The organism is Pseudomonas sp. YY-1, assembly GCF_002843095.1.
In the GTDB taxonomy this organism is placed as follows: domain Bacteria; phylum Pseudomonadota; class Gammaproteobacteria; order Pseudomonadales; family Pseudomonadaceae; genus Aquipseudomonas; species Aquipseudomonas sediminis_A.
This window is the reverse complement of record NZ_PJLX01000013.1, coordinates 132,281-148,066: the sequence shown is the minus strand read 5'-3', so window position 1 is coordinate 148,066 and position 15,786 is coordinate 132,281. Positions and strand designations below refer to the sequence as shown.

Annotated in this window: 14 protein-coding genes; 6 read left to right on the top strand and 8 right to left on the bottom strand. The window is 62.7% G+C overall.

Annotated features, from left to right (window positions below; genetic code table 11):
* The first annotated feature begins 426 nt into the window (after positions 1-426).
* A complete protein-coding gene (locus CXP40_RS18290; RefSeq protein ID WP_074675198.1) occupies positions 427-1,053 on the top strand; it encodes a LysE family translocator in 627 nt (208 codons plus the stop codon).
* Between the two features lie 24 nt (positions 1,054-1,077).
* On the opposite strand, the gene CXP40_RS18285 is transcribed toward CXP40_RS18290, so the two are convergent.
* A complete protein-coding gene (locus CXP40_RS18285; RefSeq protein ID WP_106734915.1) occupies positions 1,078-1,377 on the bottom strand; it encodes a chorismate mutase in 300 nt (99 codons plus the stop codon).
* 449 nt (positions 1,378-1,826) lie between these two features.
* Between CXP40_RS18285 and CXP40_RS18280 the strand changes: the two genes are divergently transcribed.
* Together CXP40_RS18280 and CXP40_RS18275 are read left to right on the top strand one after the other, a co-directional pair.
* Positions 1,827-2,306 (top strand): hypothetical protein, encoded by a 480-nt coding sequence (locus CXP40_RS18280; protein WP_371916970.1) that lies wholly within the window; start codon positions 1,827-1,829, stop codon positions 2,304-2,306.
* Between the two features lie 145 nt (positions 2,307-2,451).
* The gene (locus tag CXP40_RS18275) at positions 2,452-3,012 is read left to right on the top strand and encodes a type 1 glutamine amidotransferase domain-containing protein (RefSeq protein WP_106734913.1); all 561 of its coding nucleotides are present in this window, start codon (positions 2,452-2,454) and stop codon (positions 3,010-3,012) included.
* 12 nt (positions 3,013-3,024) lie between these two features.
* Here CXP40_RS18275 and CXP40_RS18270 read toward each other — a convergent pair whose 3' ends face one another.
* The gene (locus CXP40_RS18270; RefSeq protein ID WP_106734912.1) at positions 3,025-4,698 is read right to left on the bottom strand and encodes a sensor domain-containing diguanylate cyclase; all 1,674 of its coding nucleotides are present in this window, start codon (positions 4,696-4,698) and stop codon (positions 3,025-3,027) included.
* A gap of 328 nt (positions 4,699-5,026) precedes the next feature.
* On the opposite strand from CXP40_RS18270, the gene CXP40_RS18265 reads away from it, so the two are divergent.
* Positions 5,027-7,081, top strand: coding sequence for a TonB-dependent receptor (locus tag CXP40_RS18265; RefSeq protein ID WP_106734911.1), 2,055 nt, complete (start codon positions 5,027-5,029; stop codon positions 7,079-7,081).
* 402 nt (positions 7,082-7,483) lie between these two features.
* Here CXP40_RS18265 and CXP40_RS18260 read toward each other — a convergent pair whose 3' ends face one another.
* Positions 7,484-8,623, bottom strand: a complete 1,140-nt coding sequence (locus CXP40_RS18260; protein ID WP_106734910.1) for a DUF1624 domain-containing protein — start codon at positions 8,621-8,623, stop codon at positions 7,484-7,486.
* Positions 8,624-8,709: 86 nt separating this feature from the next.
* Complete coding sequence (locus CXP40_RS18255; RefSeq protein WP_106734909.1) at positions 8,710-9,690, bottom strand: GlxA family transcriptional regulator; 981 nt, start codon at positions 9,688-9,690, stop codon at positions 8,710-8,712.
* Positions 9,691-9,779: 89 nt separating this feature from the next.
* On the opposite strand from CXP40_RS18255, the gene CXP40_RS18250 reads away from it, so the two are divergent.
* Positions 9,780-10,982 carry an NAD(P)/FAD-dependent oxidoreductase gene (locus CXP40_RS18250; protein ID WP_106734908.1) on the top strand — a complete coding sequence of 401 codons (1,203 nt, stop codon included), beginning with the start codon at positions 9,780-9,782 and terminating at the stop codon, positions 10,980-10,982.
* Positions 10,983-11,070: 88 nt separating this feature from the next.
* Positions 11,071-12,843: a S8/S53 family peptidase gene (locus tag CXP40_RS18245; protein WP_106734907.1), complete on the top strand. Its 1,773-nt coding sequence runs from the start codon at positions 11,071-11,073 to the stop codon at positions 12,841-12,843.
* Between the two features lie 12 nt (positions 12,844-12,855).
* Here the strand turns inward: CXP40_RS18245 and CXP40_RS18240 are convergent, their stop codons facing one another.
* From CXP40_RS18240 to CXP40_RS18225, 4 genes are all read right to left on the bottom strand, one after another.
* The gene (locus CXP40_RS18240; protein ID WP_106734906.1) at positions 12,856-13,386 is read right to left on the bottom strand and encodes a GNAT family N-acetyltransferase; all 531 of its coding nucleotides are present in this window, start codon (positions 13,384-13,386) and stop codon (positions 12,856-12,858) included.
* A gap of 55 nt (positions 13,387-13,441) precedes the next feature.
* Complete coding sequence (locus tag CXP40_RS18235) at positions 13,442-14,011, bottom strand: DUF1285 domain-containing protein (RefSeq protein ID WP_099526402.1); 570 nt, start codon at positions 14,009-14,011, stop codon at positions 13,442-13,444.
* A 104-nt stretch (positions 14,012-14,115) separates the two neighbouring features.
* Entirely contained in the window at positions 14,116-14,718 is a 603-nt protein-coding gene (locus tag CXP40_RS18230) for a DUF4823 domain-containing protein (protein WP_099526403.1), read from the bottom strand.
* 73 nt (positions 14,719-14,791) lie between these two features.
* On the bottom strand, positions 14,792-15,685 hold the full coding sequence (locus tag CXP40_RS18225) for a radical SAM protein (RefSeq protein WP_106734905.1): 894 nt from the start codon (positions 15,683-15,685) through the stop codon (positions 14,792-14,794).
* Between the last annotated feature and the right edge of the window lie 101 nt (positions 15,686-15,786).

Here is a 15,786-nt window from a genome sequence, read left to right as displayed (position 1 = left end):
AGAACTTAGTTTTTCAACAGAATCGGCCGATTGCAGCCCCTAACAAACTTGTCCTCACCTCCCCAAGCTACACGGTCAATCCCGTGACAGGGCGTGAGAACCGAGTATTCAAAGCGCGGTAGCGCCATAGCCGAGAGCTGGGGGGGCTCAGCCGCGTCCATCAGCGCCTGTGTTCGCCGCTTGGCGATGAGTATCAGGCCAGGCGCTCGGAGTTACGGCTGTAGGCTGGCGGCCTGTATTTGAGTCGTCACGTGCTATAGAGAGAGGCCTTTCGTTCATATGCAGCGAGTGGCATCCCTCTGTATTTGCCGTTCGGCAGCTGTGTCGCATTTCCAGCCGCGACGGTTTGCCCCGGCCAATTACGCTGCGTTAGTGTCGGCCGTCCCTGGGGGCGGAGCCCTCATTCATTTCGGCATGGAGGTGTGCATGTTCCCTATCGATACCTGGCTGGCTTATACGGGCGCCTGCATTTTGCTGGTGCTGGCTCCCGGCCCGGACAATCTGCTGGCGGTGGCGCGCGGGCTCGGCCAGGGGCGCCTGGCCGCCATCGTTTCAGGTATGGCGTCGGGCACCGGGATTCTGTTTCACGTGTTGGCGGCGTCGCTGGGGCTGACGTTGCTGATGCAGACCTCGGAGTTGGCTTTCTGGCTGATCAAGTGCATCGGCGCCGGGTATCTGCTCTGGCTGGGTATCAAGGTGCTGCGCACGCGCAACCTGATCAGCTTTCGCTCCGTCACCCGCCAGTCGCTGCCGAGCATCTTTCTCACCGGTTTTCTGTCTGCCGCACTCAACCCCAAGCCGGGCTTTTTCGTGCTGGCGTTCATCCCGCAGTTCGTCGATCCGCAGCGCGGCTCGGTGAGCACGCAGATGCTGGTTTACGGCCTGTGGTTCGCGGTGCTTACGGCTGTGGGCTTCGCGCTGATGGGTGTGTTCGCCACCTCGCTGTCGCGCTATCTGCAGGCGCGGCCACGGGTGGTGAAGGGGTTGAACCTGGGCGCCGGGATGACCTTCGTGGCCTCCGGCGTATCGGTGGCGACGCTGAGCCAGCGTTAGGCTCAGCGTCCGCGCTGGCGCTGTTCAGGCATCTGCGTTCAAGGCGGCATGGGTACGCAGTTCTTCCTCGATGAATGCGGCGATCATCGCGCGGTAAACCTGCTCCACGACCGCTGCCGAGGCGCCACGCTCATCGGCCAGTGCGCGCACCTTGGCGATGACTTGCTCGACGCGCGCAGGGGCGCGAACGTCTGCACTGTCTTTCTTGAAGCGCGCCGCCTGAGCGACGAAAGCGCCGCGTTGAGCGATGAGGTCGACCATGGCGCGGTCGATCTGGTCGATGCGCTCGCGCACCTCTTCAAGGGAATTGCATTGCACGTCCATATGACGATTTCCTGTGGTGGTTCGAATGGGGCAACCACGTTAGTCAGCATGGCGCTATGCGTCCAGCGCAACTGCCCGCCGCTTTTACGCGGCGAGCGTTGGCTGTGACGCGCGTCTCTGACGTTTATTGAGCTTGCCCGCGTCAATGATGCTCGATGCGATTGCGCCCGCCGCGCTTGGCGCAGTACAGAGCGATATCGCTGCGCGGCAGTTCAGCTCTGAGGTGGCGTACGCCATGGCGGCGGCTGGGCTGTCACGCGCCGCGCGTGGCATGCCGGCCCGATAAAAACAGTGAATGACTGGAGGGCCTGCAGTCTAACTCGTCAGCCCCCACGTGGCTGCTCGTCTGCCGGGCAGGCCCAACTGACAGTCGAGCACAGCCCATGAAACGCGCCCGAATCATTACCTCCGAATTACACGATCTGCAGAGCGAGCAGCAGGCGGAGTTGATGATTTTCGGCACGCCGAAGGAGCGGCTCGATTTCTATCGGCGGGAAATTCAGTACGAAACCAGCCTGCTGGCCGGGCGCACCAATTCCTATCTGACGGCGCAGTCGTTTCTGGTGATCGCCTATGCATCGTCCATGGCCAACCTGAACGAAAACTGGGGGGCGCTATTCACCCTGGTGGTTCCGGCGCTGTTCACGCTGCTGGGCATTATCAGTTCACTGCACGCCTGGCCGGGGATCAGGGCCTCCGCGACGATCATCGAGCACTGGCACTACAAGCAGGAGCAGTTGCTGAGCAGCGATCCCGAGTTCGGCCATGCCTATGACGACTCCCCACTATTCAGCGAGAAGGAGGCCAGCCGGGAGAGCACTTACAAGTCGCTGCTGTTCTTCCTGCGCTCGCCCTGGCTGTTCATCGTTTTCTGGAGCGTGCTGGGCGTGTTTTCGATCTGGTTGCAGTTGCCCTCGGCGAATCTGTGACCCGCCGCAAACGAGCCTGATGGCAGCCATCGCCAGCCAATCAAGTCGAACTTCTGCCTCTTACACCTTTCAATCCTGATACATGTCGCGTTCACCAACGCGACCACTCACTGCGCCGTGCGGCGCATCAGCGGAGGTATCGATCATGAGTTCGAATCTGCAAGGCAAGAAGGTGCTGTTCATCACCGCCAACACGGGCATCGAGCGCGACGAGTTGCTCAAGCCGATGCAGGCGCTGAAAGATCAGGGCGCCAGCGTCACCCACGCCAGCGTCAAGGGCGGCGAGGCCGAAACCTGGCTGCAGGACAGCAAGAAGGACGTCAGCGTGCAGTCCGACACCCAGATCAAGGGAGTGGGCGCGGCGGATTACGATCTGCTGGTGATCCCCGGCGGTACGGTGAACGCCGACAACCTGCGCCAGGATGAGGACGCGCAGCGCCTGGTGCAGGAGTTTCGTGATGCAGGCAAGACGGTCGCGGCGATCTGCCATGGCCCCTGGCTGCTGATCGATGCTGGCGTGGTGCCAGGCAAGGTGCTGACGTCGTATGCCAGCGTGCGCCTGGATCTGGCCAATGCCGGTGCGAGCTGGATAGACGCCGAGGTGCAGGTTTGCCCAGGGCAGAACTGGACGCTGATCACCTCACGCAATCCCGACGATATTCCTGCGTTCAACGAGGCTATCAGCCAGGCGTTGCTGGCGGCCTGAGCCAGCCTCCCGTCAGTGATGCTCGATGCGATTGCGCCCACCGCGCTTGGCGCAGTACAGGGCGATATCGCTGCGTGACAGGGCGGCCTCGACGCTGGCATCGCTGGCGTTGAGCGAAGAGATGCCGACGCTGACGGCGAGGAAGATTGGCTCCCCGGCGTGCATGATCGGCGCCTTGGCCAGTTCGTTCTGGATGCGGGTGGCGAAGTGCATGGCCTGGTGCAGATCCGCTTCGCTGAGCACCACAGCGAACTCTTCGCCGCCCAGGCGCCCGGCGGTGTCGGTCTTACGCAGCTGGGTGCAGAGAATCGCCGCGAAGTGGCGCAGGGCCTGGTCGCCGACGTTGTGGCCCCAGCGGTCGTTGATGGTCTTGAAGTAGTCCAGGTCGAACATCAGGATCGCCGCGCTCTGCTCGGGGCTGCGCTGCAGGCGCGCCAGTTCGGCTTCAAGCTGACGCATGAAGTGCCGGCGGTTGGCGAGCTGGGTAAGAAAGTCGGTGGTGGCGAAGGCTTGCAGCTCGGCTTCGATCTGCTTGCGTTCGGTGACGTCGGTCATGAAACCATGCCAGATCACGCTGCCATCTTCTTCACGGCGCGGGCAGGCTTCGCCCTGGCACCAGGCGATTTCACGCCCCGGTACCTGCACGCGAAACTCCAGATACCAGTCCGTCAGTTCCTCGGCCGATAGCTGCAGAGAGTCGATAAAGGCCATGCGGTCGTCGGGGTGGACGATGGTCGTCAGCGCGTCGGCATCCTGCATCAGTTGTATCGCACTGAGACCGCAGATGGCTTGCGCGCCGGCACTGACGTAGGTGAAGGCGGATGTGCCGTCGGCCTGCCGGCGGAACTGGAAGACCATGCCGGGGATTTCATTGGTCAGGTCGGTCATCAGGGCCGCGGTCTGCTGTACCTGCTCGGACAGGCCACGCATGGCGGTGATGTCGGTGGTGGTGCCAATCATGCGCAGCGGTTTGCCGTGCATGTCGCGCTCGACCACCTTGCCGCGGCTGCACACCCACTTGTACTGGCCGTCGCGGCAACGCAGGCGGTGCTCGACTTCATAGGCTTCGGTGCGCTGATCCAGATGCGCCTGAATGGTCGTGCGCACATAGTCGAGGTCAGCCGGGTGCACGCGGGTATAGCTCTCTTCGATGCGATTGCCGATTTCGTGATCGGCATAGCCGAGCAGCGCCTTCCAACTGCTGGAGTAATGGATGTCGCCGGTGGTGATGTCGCGGTCCCAGATGCCTGTACCGCTACCGGCGATGGCCAGTGCCATGCGCCGTTCGCTGGCGTGCAGGGCGGCAACTTCATGGCGCTGGCGGGCCTCTTGCGCTTCGCGCGCCAGCAGGTCGAGGGCCAGTGCGGCGAAGTCCTGCAGGGCTTCGTGCTGCTTGGCGTCGAGCATGCGGGGCGGGTCGAAATGCAGGTACAGCGTGCCGAGCCTGACGCCCTCTTGCATCTGCAAGGGCCAGACCAGGGTAGTGGGTGAGGTTTCGCGAGTGTCAATGAGCTTCGCCAGACGTGCGTCGCTCAGGCCAGGGCTGGCCCAGATATGACGCGCAGACCCGACGCCGGAGACCAGCGCGGCGGCCGACTCGAAATACCGGCTAAGCAGGCGCACAAAACCATCGAGCCGCTCATCATTGGCGCTGGTGGGCGCGTTGACCGAACACAGGGGCTGCATAGTGATTCTGCTTGGATAGAAACGCGGAAGGCGCTTGATATTGATACGCCATTAGCGCGCTGGCGTCTAATCGTTCGTGCATCTAACGCCACTATTCATCAGCCTTTGCGCCGGGTACTCAGCCGCCGATCACTCTGGCCTGGGCCTGCACTGGCTCTGGTTGCAGGTTTTCAGAGTAGCCGTGCGCCTTAAAATTGTTATGATATAACATCTTTTAAATGGATCATTTACCGATACATCCCGCGCTGCTGTCTGGACGTCGCCAGCCACTCCAGCAGGCCAACGCACACCCCTCCCTCACTTAGAAAACGCAACGCTAGGAATACCCATGAAAGCCACTTCGGCCTCCCTCGCCGTCATGACCGCCCTGGTCACGCCTCAGATTCAAGCTGCCTCATCCGGCAACTCCACCGTTTCGCTCGGCTCGGTCTACGTCACCCCGGAGGCCAGCGGCACGCTGCGCACCGACAGCATTCTGTCCTCGGTCGACATCATGAGCAGCGACAAGATCGAGGATAAGAACGTGATGAACAGCTGGGAGCTGGTGGGCCAGATGCCCGGCATCCAGCTGACCGAGACGCGCATGGGCGCCGAGTCCGGCAAGGTGACCTTCCGTGCCTTTAACGGCGAGGGCTACATCAATGGCATCAAGACGCTGATCGATGGCGTGCCGAGCAACGTCAACAGCGGCAACCAGCGTTTCATCGACATGGTTTTCCCGCTGGATCTGGAATACATCGAGGTGGTGCGCGGCACCAATGACCCGCGCTACGGCCTGCACAACATCGGCGGCAACATCAATTTCGTGACCCGCCAGGGCGGCAACTACACCGACGGCCGCCTGACCTACGGCAGCTTCAATACCCGCGAATTCCAGTTGGCCGTAGGCCACGAAGAAGGCAACTTCGCGCAGAACTACTTTCTGGCCAAGCAGGATTCCGACGGTTTCCGCGACAACAGCAACTCCAACAAATATTCCCTGGGCGGCAAATGGTTCGTCACCGATGACGCGCAGACCATGAAGCTCGGCATAGTCGCTCGCCTCTACCATCACCAGGCCGAGGAGCCGGGTTTTCTCACCGCGCAGGAGCTGGCCGCGAGCCGCTCGCAGTCGCCGGAGAAGAACGCCAACGATGGCGACGACCGTGACATGAAGCACCTCAGCGCGCATGCCGATTTCCAGCTCAGCGACGATCTGAGCCTGAGCAACAAGCTGTACTACAACAGCTACGACGATGACCGCACCGTGACTTTCACCAGCTACCCGGTCGGCAACGCCCCGCGTCAGCGCCGCCAGTGGGAAGAGCGCCAGACCGGCGTGTTGAGCAACCTGACCTGGCGCGCCCACGAGATGCTGACTCTCGACGGCGGCATCAACTATGAGCAGCAGAACAACGAATACCGCCGCTATCGCTACAACTTCGGCATCCCCACCGATTTCGACGCGCCGCCGGCCCGCACGCAAAACGACGACAGCTACACGCTGTACAACACCGGCGCCTATGCCCAGGCGATCATCCAGCCCATCGAGCAGTTGAAGATCATTCCGGCGTACCGCGTCGACAAGTTCTCCGGTAATACCGAGCTGATGAACGGCGAGAAGGCCGAGCTGCAGGACTACGGCTGGATCGAACAGCCCAAGCTCAGCGTGGTGTACAGCATCACCCCGGACATCAACGTCTACGCCAACTGGGGGCGCACCTTCCAGATCCTTACCGGTTCCACCGCACCGGCCTACATGACCGCCGGCCAGGCCTCGTACAAACCGTCGATCAACACCGGCAAGGAAGTGGGGGTGAAGTTCAAGCCGTTCGCCGGCTCGGAAGCGCGCATCGCCGTGTGGCAACAGGAAGCCACCGACGAAGTCGCCAACATGCCCAGCACCGGCACCACTGTCGGCCTGGGTGAAACCAAGCGTCGTGGCATTGACATGCAACTCACCGCACAGCTGAACGAGCAGTGGACGGTGTGGGGCTCGCACGCTATTCAGGAAGCCAAGGTGGTCAGCGCGTTCACCGCTGGTGGGCAGTCGCTGTCAGGCAAGGAAGTGTTCTCCACGCCGCGCTATATCAGCAATGCTGGGGTCGACTACCAGTTCAACGATGCCTGGCGCTTCGGCCTATCGGCTCGCGCACAGGGCGACTACTACATCGACGAGCTGAACGAGCAAGGCAAGTACGGGGGCTTCGCGGTGCTCGATGCCAACGTGCGCTATCAGCTATCGGCTACCACCAGCCTCGATCTGCAGATGAAGAACCTGACCGACCGCGACTACGAGTACGTATGGTTCGACAACTTCTTCTGGGCCGCTGGCGACGAACAACCGATGTTCTCCCCTGCCCCAGGTCGCTCGGCCTATCTTTCGGTGAACATGAAGCTGTAAGCCTTAGCCAGGCGAAGACACTCTTCAACCTGGACTGTAGGGTGCGCCGCGCGCACCGCCAGACCAGCTCAACAACAACCGTTGCACAGGTCGCATACCACCAATGAAAAGGCCAGGGACAAACCCTGGCCTTTTTGCGTTCAAGGGGATGAGTATCGGCGCCGGTGTGGTTGCGGCTTGCCCCGGTGCGCAAAGCGCACCCTACGACAGCCGCTCTCGGAAGCACGTCAACACGCTGCGCCTTGAGTCGCGTCAACCATCGCCCACAAGCGGGCTCCTACAGCACGGTCTGCAGCGCGCAGCGTCATGCCGATGCCGGCCAGCGAACGTAGGGTGCGCCATGCGTACCGGAATTTCCGAGGTGCCACCCGGTGCGCGCGGCGCACCCTGCGACAGAGATTCCTAGAGGTACTTCAGCCAGCGAATGTCGCGACGCCGCGCCTTGAGCCGCGCGAACCACTGCGTGGGTGGAAACAGCACCAGCGCCAGCAGCACGGTCGCCGCCCAGATCCAACCCATCGAATCGAAGCCGAAGTAGTGCCCCTGGTTCGCGCCCCAGATAGCCAGGGCGGTGATATAGAGCAACTTCAGCACATACAGGTGCAACAGGTAGAAGAACATCGGCGCACTACCGAATACCGCCAGGGTACGCACCAGGCGCCCGTCGTTGCGGCGCTCGAAGGCCGCCAGCAACAGCAGACCGATACCCAGCGTCAGCGCCAGGAACAGCAGCGACGGCGGGTATTTGGTGATGTTGAACAGGCCCATCAGCGTTTGCAGCGCGGTTTCTTCCACGGCCCAGGGTTTCTCGCCATAGCCGTTGAGCAGGCGCAGCAGTACGAACAGCGCCAGCGCAGCGAAACCGGCGCGACGCAACCATTGCAGACGCTGCTCGGGCGCACTGTTCCAGCGGAACCACGGGCCGATCACATAACCCAGGGCGATCACCCCGATCCACGGCAGCACCGGGTACGACGTGCGCAGGCGCAGCGTGTCGGAAAACTCGAGCCAGCCGCGGTCATGCAGGATCGCCCAGGGAATGTGCAGCGCCGACTCAGGGCCAAAGTGCAGCCCATCGAGCAGGTTGTGCCCGGCCACCAGCGCCAAGCCCAGCACGCCCAACAGCGTGCGCGGCAGCCATAGCAGCGCAGCGAGCGCCAGCATGCTCAGGCCGATAGCCCAGATCACCTGCAGGTAGATCACCGTGGGCGGGAACTGGAAGGTCCAGGCAAAATTGACCAGGGTGAACTCCAGCACGACGAGGAACAACCCGCGCTTGAATAGGAAGGCGCTGGTCGCCGCCCGGCTCATCTGCTTCTCGCCATATAAAAACGCCGAAAGCCCGGTGAGCAGGATGAATACCGGCGCGCACAGATGCGCCAGGGTACGGCTGAAGAACAGCGCAGGATCGGTGGCGGTCACGTCCATCGGGTCGCCGACCTGCAGGTGCAGGTAGAAGGTTTCGCGAACGTGATCGAGCAACATGAAGAGGATGACTAGACCGCGCAGGGCGTCGATCGAGAGCAGACGATTGGAGGACATAGAGGACTTCGAATGGGGCCAACAGGAAACGTAATATCATAACAAATACTGCTAAGCCGATGTCATCCGAGTGCGGCGCAGAACCGTCAGCGCGAGAAACGTCTTCGGTAATCCCGTGGTGAAATCGCCAGGTGTCGCTGGAATGTCGCGCGCATTCGTTCCTCGTCACCGAAGCCGCATTGCCGGGCGACCACATCGATATTACGGGTGGAGTCCTCCAGCAACCTGCGCGCCGCTTCAAGGCGGAAAATTTCCACGGCCTTGGCCGGCGTGCGTCCGGTCTTCTGTTTGTACAGGCGAGAGAAATGCCGCGGGCTCATGTGGCAACGCTCGGCCATGGCCTCGATATTCAGCTCCGGGCTGTTCAGATGGTCGCCAAGCCAGCGGTGCAGCTCATCGAAGGTCGAGGTGTCCTTGGCCTGCGCCTGCAACAATTCGCTGAACTGCGCCTGCCCGCCAGGACGCTTGAGAAAGACCACCAGCTCACGCGCCACCTGCATGGCCACCTCTCGCCCGCAGTCGGCTTCGACCAGTGCCAGGGCGAGGTCGATACCGGCACTGACACCCGCAGAGGTCCACACTGCGCCCTGCTCGACGAAGATGGCGTTGCTGTCCACTTCGATGGCCGGGAAACGCGTCTTGAGCATGTCGCACATCGCCCAATGCGTCGCCGCCCGCTTGCCCTCGAGCAGCCCCGCGTGAGCCAACAAAAAGGTACCGCTGCATACGGAGGCCGTGCGCCGCACTCGGCGTGCGTTGCTGGCGATCCAGGCGATCAGCTCGGTCGATTCGGCCACCGCGCGCTCGATTTCCGGCGCACCAGGCACGATCAGCGTATCGACCTGCGCCAGCTTTACTTCTGCCAGCGGCTGGGTATCCACCACCAGACCTTCGGCAGTGCCCACCAAACCGCCCGCAAGGCTGGCAGTGAGGCGCTCGTAACCCGGCAAACCGCGTTCGTGCATGGCCTTGGTGGCCGCCCAGAACACCGTCTGCGCGCCGGTAAGATCGAGCAGGCCGACTTGCGGGTAGGCGAGGAATAGAACGGTACGCGGACGAGTTGGCATGATTTCGGGGGTATATGTCGTATCTGCCGAAATGCTCCTCTCCTAGCATGGCTCCGTCAAACGAAACGTGCCAAAGCCAGGAGTACCAGATGAAACAACGCATTCTGATTGTCGGTGGTGGTTTTGCCGGGGTATGGAGCGCCCTCAGTGCCATGCGCCTGCTCGATCAACACGGACGAACGGATATCGGCGTGACCTTGCTTGCCCCTCAGCCGGAGTTGCGCATTCGACCGCGCTTCTACGAGCCGAATGTGCACAGCATGAAAGCGCCACTGACAGAGCTGCTGGCAGCCGTTGGGGTGGAATTCGTACAGGGCACGGCCGATAGCATCGATTCACCGCGTCAGCAGGTCAGCTACCGCGACGCCGCCGGCAAGGTGGGAAACCTGAGCTACGACCGCTTGGTGCTGGCCTCGGGTAGCCGCCTGATGCGCCCAGCGCTGGAAGGCATGGAAGCGCATTTGTTCGATGTCGATGAAATCGAGCAGGCGGTGCGACTGGAGCAGCACCTGGCGAGCCTGGCAGAACGTCCGCACAGCACCGCACGCAATACCGTGGTGGTCGCCGGCGGCGGCTTTACCGGCATCGAGACCGCGACGGAAATGCCGGCACGCTTGCGCGCCCTGCTCGGTGATGACGCCGCCATTCGCGTGGTAGTGGTCGACCGTGGCGAAGAGATTGCCGCCGTGCTGGGCGACGGCATTCGTCCAGCGATCAGCGAGGCATCGCGGGAACTGGGAATCGAATGGTGCCTGGGGCGCATGGTGGTGGAGGTCGATGCCGACGGCGTGACCCTGGATGACGGCCAGCGTATCGCCTCCAATACCGTGATCTGGACCGTGGGTTTCCGCGCCAGCGCACTGACCGAGCAGATCAGTGCTCCACGCGATCATCAGGGCCGACTGCAGGTCGACAGGCAGCTCAAGGTCCAGGGTCAGCCGGCGATCTTCGCAGCAGGCGATACCGCCCGCGCCGCAACGGACGATGTTGGCAACTTCAGCGTGATGTCCTGCCAGCACGCCATCGCCTTGGGTCGCCACGCGGGCAACAACGCAGCAGCCGAATTGATCGGGGTAGCGACGACGCCCTACCGCCAGCCCAAGTACGTGACCTGCCTCGATCTCGGCGCCTGGGGTGCGGTGTACAGCGAAGGCTGGGATCGCCAGGTGAAACTGATCGGCAGTGAAGCCAAGACGCTGAAGCAGCAGATCAACAGCCTGTGGATCTACCCGCCGGTCGCTGATCGCGCCATCGCCCTGGCAGCCGCTGACCCGGCAATTCCAGTGGCTTGAGCAAACCAACCACTTCACGTCCCAACCTGAACGAAGCGCGGCGAAGGCAGTCGGAAATGCAGGACAATCGTCAAGGAAACCCTGCCCCATGCTGCCCAACCGCGCCCTCCTTTCCGCTTTCGTCGTGGCCCTGCTCAGCCCTCTTACCGAGGCGCAGGAGCCGTTGCGCATCCAGAGCCTGCAACGCTGCGGCGACCTGCTCGCCAGTGAAAAGCAGGAATGGTGCATGCAGGTGCGTGGCCTTGGCGCGAAGCTGCCCAAGCTGCATCTCGGCGACGACACCCTGCCTGCTTCGGCGGTCAAGCGCACTGGCGATGGCCTGCGTCTGCAACTGAGCAGCGACAAACATCGCAGCGCACCGCTGTGGCTGGAGGACGACTCGCGCGCCAGCAATCCGGTGTGGCTGTCGCTGCACCGCAGCCATGTGTTGGCTGCCGGCCCGGATGAAGTGGCGAAGAACATGGATGGCCTGACCACCTATGTCGACCTGGTCAGCCTGCTGATCGAGGAAAGCCACGACGGCCTCGACGAGGCCAAGCGCCTGGCGAAGAAGTACGACGCCAAGGTGGTCGGCGCCATCCCACCGCTGAACCTCTACCAACTGCGCCTGCCGGTAAAGAACCTCACCGAGCGTGATGCGCTGGTGCTGCGTATCGGCAACGAAGTCAGCGTCGATGCTGTGGTGGTGGAAGAAAGCGCACCGGAGCGTGGCGAAGAAAGCGAGGCCGCCCGCAAGTCGGCACATAAACCGGAAAAGAACTCCGAGGAATGGGCCGCGAACCGCTTCATGGATGCGGTCAACTATTACCAGCGGCGCATCCCGGCGGGCGACACGCCTATAGAAGCCGAGCCGATTCGCGTCGGCGTGATCGAGCGCAATGTCGATTTCGACGCACCCGACTTCGCCGACTACCTCGGCGCCTGCCCCGATGGCAAACCGCGCACCTGCGTCTATGCGCGTGATGCCGACGAGCCGGACAACCATGGCAGCACCGTGGCCGGTATCCTCGCCGCGCACTGGGACAAGGGCGGCAACACCGGATTCCTGCGCGGGCTGGACAAAGCAAGCCAGGGCTTCGAAGTCATCGTCGAACGCAACTCGGACGCTGGCATCACTGCCAACATCGCCGCCTCGGTGAACCTGGTGGAAGACGGCGTGCGCGTACTCAACTGGAGCTGGGGCATCCACCGCGTCGGCACGCGCAATGTCGAAGGCGACGAGATCGATTCGCTGGTGCGCTCCGGCATCGCCATGAGCGGCTACGAAGAATTGCTGGAGGAGTTCTTCCTCTGGCTGCGCGAGGAACACCCGGACGTGCTGGTGATCAACTCCGCCGGCAACGGTTCGTCCTTCTCCGGCCGGGACGAGTACCGCCTGCCCTCCTCGTTCATTACCGAGCAGTTGCTGGTGGTCGGCGGGCATCAGCGCAGCAAGGAAAAGGAGGCCGAAATCGACGACCCGACCTACGTGGTCAAACGCGACTCATCGAACGTCGACATGCGCGTCGATATCACCGCTGCCGCCTGTGCCCGCGCTTCCACCCAAGAGGTCGATGCAACCGGCGATGTGCATTGTGGCACCTCCTACGCCACGCCCCTGGTCACTGGCGTGGTCGCCGCCATGCTGTCGATCAATCCGCGCCTGCAGCCGGAACATGTACGCATGCTGCTACGGCGCAGCGCCATGACCATCGGCGGCGATTACGACTTCGAACCGATGGACGCCGAAGACCTGACCGCGCCGATCCTGCCATCGGAGCGCAATTACAAGATGAGCGACAAGGACGTGGGCCGTTCGGCGCGGCTGGATATGCAGAAGGCGCTGGACCTGGCGGTGCAGAGTCGCGATCGGGTGCGTTGAGGGCCGTTCAGGTCACTCGCCGGAAACCCGCTCGTAGAGCTCGACCGGCTCGACCTTACCCTGGGCGCCGCACTGGCTATGCCCCAGGCCCAAGTGACGGAAACCGGCCTTGAACAACACCCGGCCGGATTGCGGATTACGCGCCAGGTGGCTGGCGTGCAGCCGGCGCAGACGAAGCTGGCGGAAGGCGAACTCCACCAGCGCATTGCAGGCCTCACTGGCATAGCCACGGCTCCAGTAAGGCACGCCGATCCAGTAGCCCACCTCGGCCTCGCCTCGGCCAATATCCTTGAGCGCCATACTGCCGACCAGCGTGCCGCTGCCAGACTCGGTGATGATGAAGTTAGCCGCCACACCGCGCGCCCAATCCTGCACGCAGCGTTCGATCCACTGCTGCGCCAGCTCGGCCGGATAGGGATGGGGAATGCTGCTGGTGACATCGGCAATACGAAAATCACCGGCCAGGCGCTGCACCTCGTCGGCATCCTGCAGCTGCGGTGGGCGCAGCGTCAGTCGTTCGGTTTCGATGCGGTGCTCATCCATATGCATCTCCTGTCAAATCCATGGGGGGCGCCAGCGCCGCTTGCGCATCGCCCGTTCAGGCCGGAGAAGGCCCGATGGGATAGAACACCCCAGCGCTCCACACACCCAACCAGGGTTCTCCGTCGACCTCGCGCTCCACCGCCAGTTCCACCAGCTGATAGAACACGTTGCGGTGAATCAGCGCCTCGAGGTTACGCCGCACCAGAATGTAGGGCGAGGGTTCGAGTGTCGCAGGGTCGATCTCGACACGGATAGGATGCTCGCCGCCTGCGACCACTTCGTCCTCGACGTTGGTGGTGAAACGCAGCACCTGCGCTTCCCCCTCGCCTTCGACCTGCAGGGTCACGGCGACGAAGGGCGCATCCTCGACCTGGATGCCGACCTTCTCCACCGGCGTGATCAGGAAGTAGTCGTCGCCGTCACGGCGAATGATCGTGGAAAACAGCCGCACCATGGGTTTACGGCCGATGGGCGTGCCCAGGTAATACCAGGTGCCATCGCGGGCGATTCGCATGTCGATATCGCCACAGAAATCCGGATTCCACAGGTGCACGGGAGGTAGGCCCTTGCCTTCACCCTTAGGGATCTGCGCCAGCAGATCCCCCGCCTTGCCTGGATCGCTCATGGTCTTTCCTCGTCCAGTTCGATTCGAACGGACGAGGATACACCGTGCCACCTGTCGCGGCTAAAGCCCCTCCCACAAGAGCAGCGCGCCGATTGCCCCTATTCTTAGCGCCCCACACCCAACAGGCTACGCGCATAGTCATGCAGCGGCGGGCCGATCAGGTCCTGCGGCTGGGCGTCGTAAAACGTCAGGAATCCGCCACGGCTGCGAATCCGCGCGGTGTCCACCAGATAACGCGTGTTGGTCTCGATCAGCATCAGCTGGATCGAGGCGCGGTCGGTACCAAGGCGATCCACAGCCTCCTGGTCCTCCCACTCCTCCAGGGTGCCGATACGGTCGTCGCTGTAGGCAAAACGGCTGTACAGCAGATAATGCGCGCCGGCGGCACGGGCTTCGGCCATGGCTTCGTCCAGGCCTGCCGGCTCACGTGCGCGGCGCACCAGCGGGAAGTATTCGACGAAGCCCTTGAAGGCCTCCTCGGCCACTACGTTTGGCCGCGGATAGCCGTGGCCCGGCGGCACGAAATGGCCCTGGGCGATGTAGATGAAGGAGTCCTGCTGCAGGCGCCGCGAGGCCATGCGCTCGGTGCGACCGTGATCGAGAAACCCGGCATCGCGCAGGTGGTACTCGGCGCCACTGGCCAGATCACTGACCTTCATGCACCCGGTCAGGCCCAGCAGCGCCACCAGTAGAAGCAGGTTACGCATGAATCCATCCTCCTCGTGCCGGTGACGGAAAACCGGCGGATGAGGGATAGATGCAGGTTCTGCGCCAGCCTCGTCAAAGCCCGCGCTGCCACTCCTGACGCAGATTGGCCTGTTGCGGACGCTCGATAGCCTCACGCACCTGCGCCAGCAGACGTGCCTTGTCACGCCCCAGGTTGCCCTTGAGCACCAGGTAGTTGGACGCATGATCACTGCGAAACACCGTCTGCTGCAGTTCGAGCCCCTGCAGCAGGCGCTCAACCTCACCGAATAGCTGCAGTTGCGTCAGCGGCTGGTAATCGGCGAATTGCTCGCGAAAGCGAGCCTCACCCATGGGGAAACTGACCACCAGAGTGGAGAGGTACTCAGGTTGGGCCTCGTTCATCAGGCGCGCCGAGTTGTCGGCATGTTGATCGCTGAGTACCTGACCACCGAGCCCGTTGAGAATCATCACGGAGCGGGTGATGCCGGCCTGGCCAAGCTTGTCCAGAGCGCTAAGGCTGGACTCGAAAGTCTCGCCCTTGTTGACCCGCGCCAGCACCTCGTCATCACCGGATTCGCAGCCGACATAAGCCATCTTCAATCCAGCATCGGCCAGTTCCTTGAGCTCATCCACCGATTTCTTGCGCAGGTTGCGCGGCAGGCAATAGCTCGAAACCCGACGCACCTCGGGCATGTATTCGCGGATGGCTTGCAGGATGGCCAGCAAACGCCGAGTCGGCAGCACCAGCGCGTCACCATCGGCGAGGAACACCCGGTTGACGATCAGTTGCTCACCAGCGCGGCGAATCTCCTCCAGCACCTGCGCCTCATCGCGGGCGCGGAATTTCTTCTGCGGCGCGGTGTACATCTCGCAGAAGGTGCACTGGTTCCAGGAGCAGCCGTTGGTGACCGGCAGAATCAGCGACTGCGCCTCACTCGGCGGGCGAAACACTGGCTCGATGTAAGCGATGGGAAAGGTGGCGGGCATGCAGGCAGTCACTCGGTTGGTTGGCGCCCCGGCAGTTTATCCGGGCCTGGAGTGACTGCCGAGCCACTCTGGGCCTCGACCTGCAACCGTTGCATGCCGCT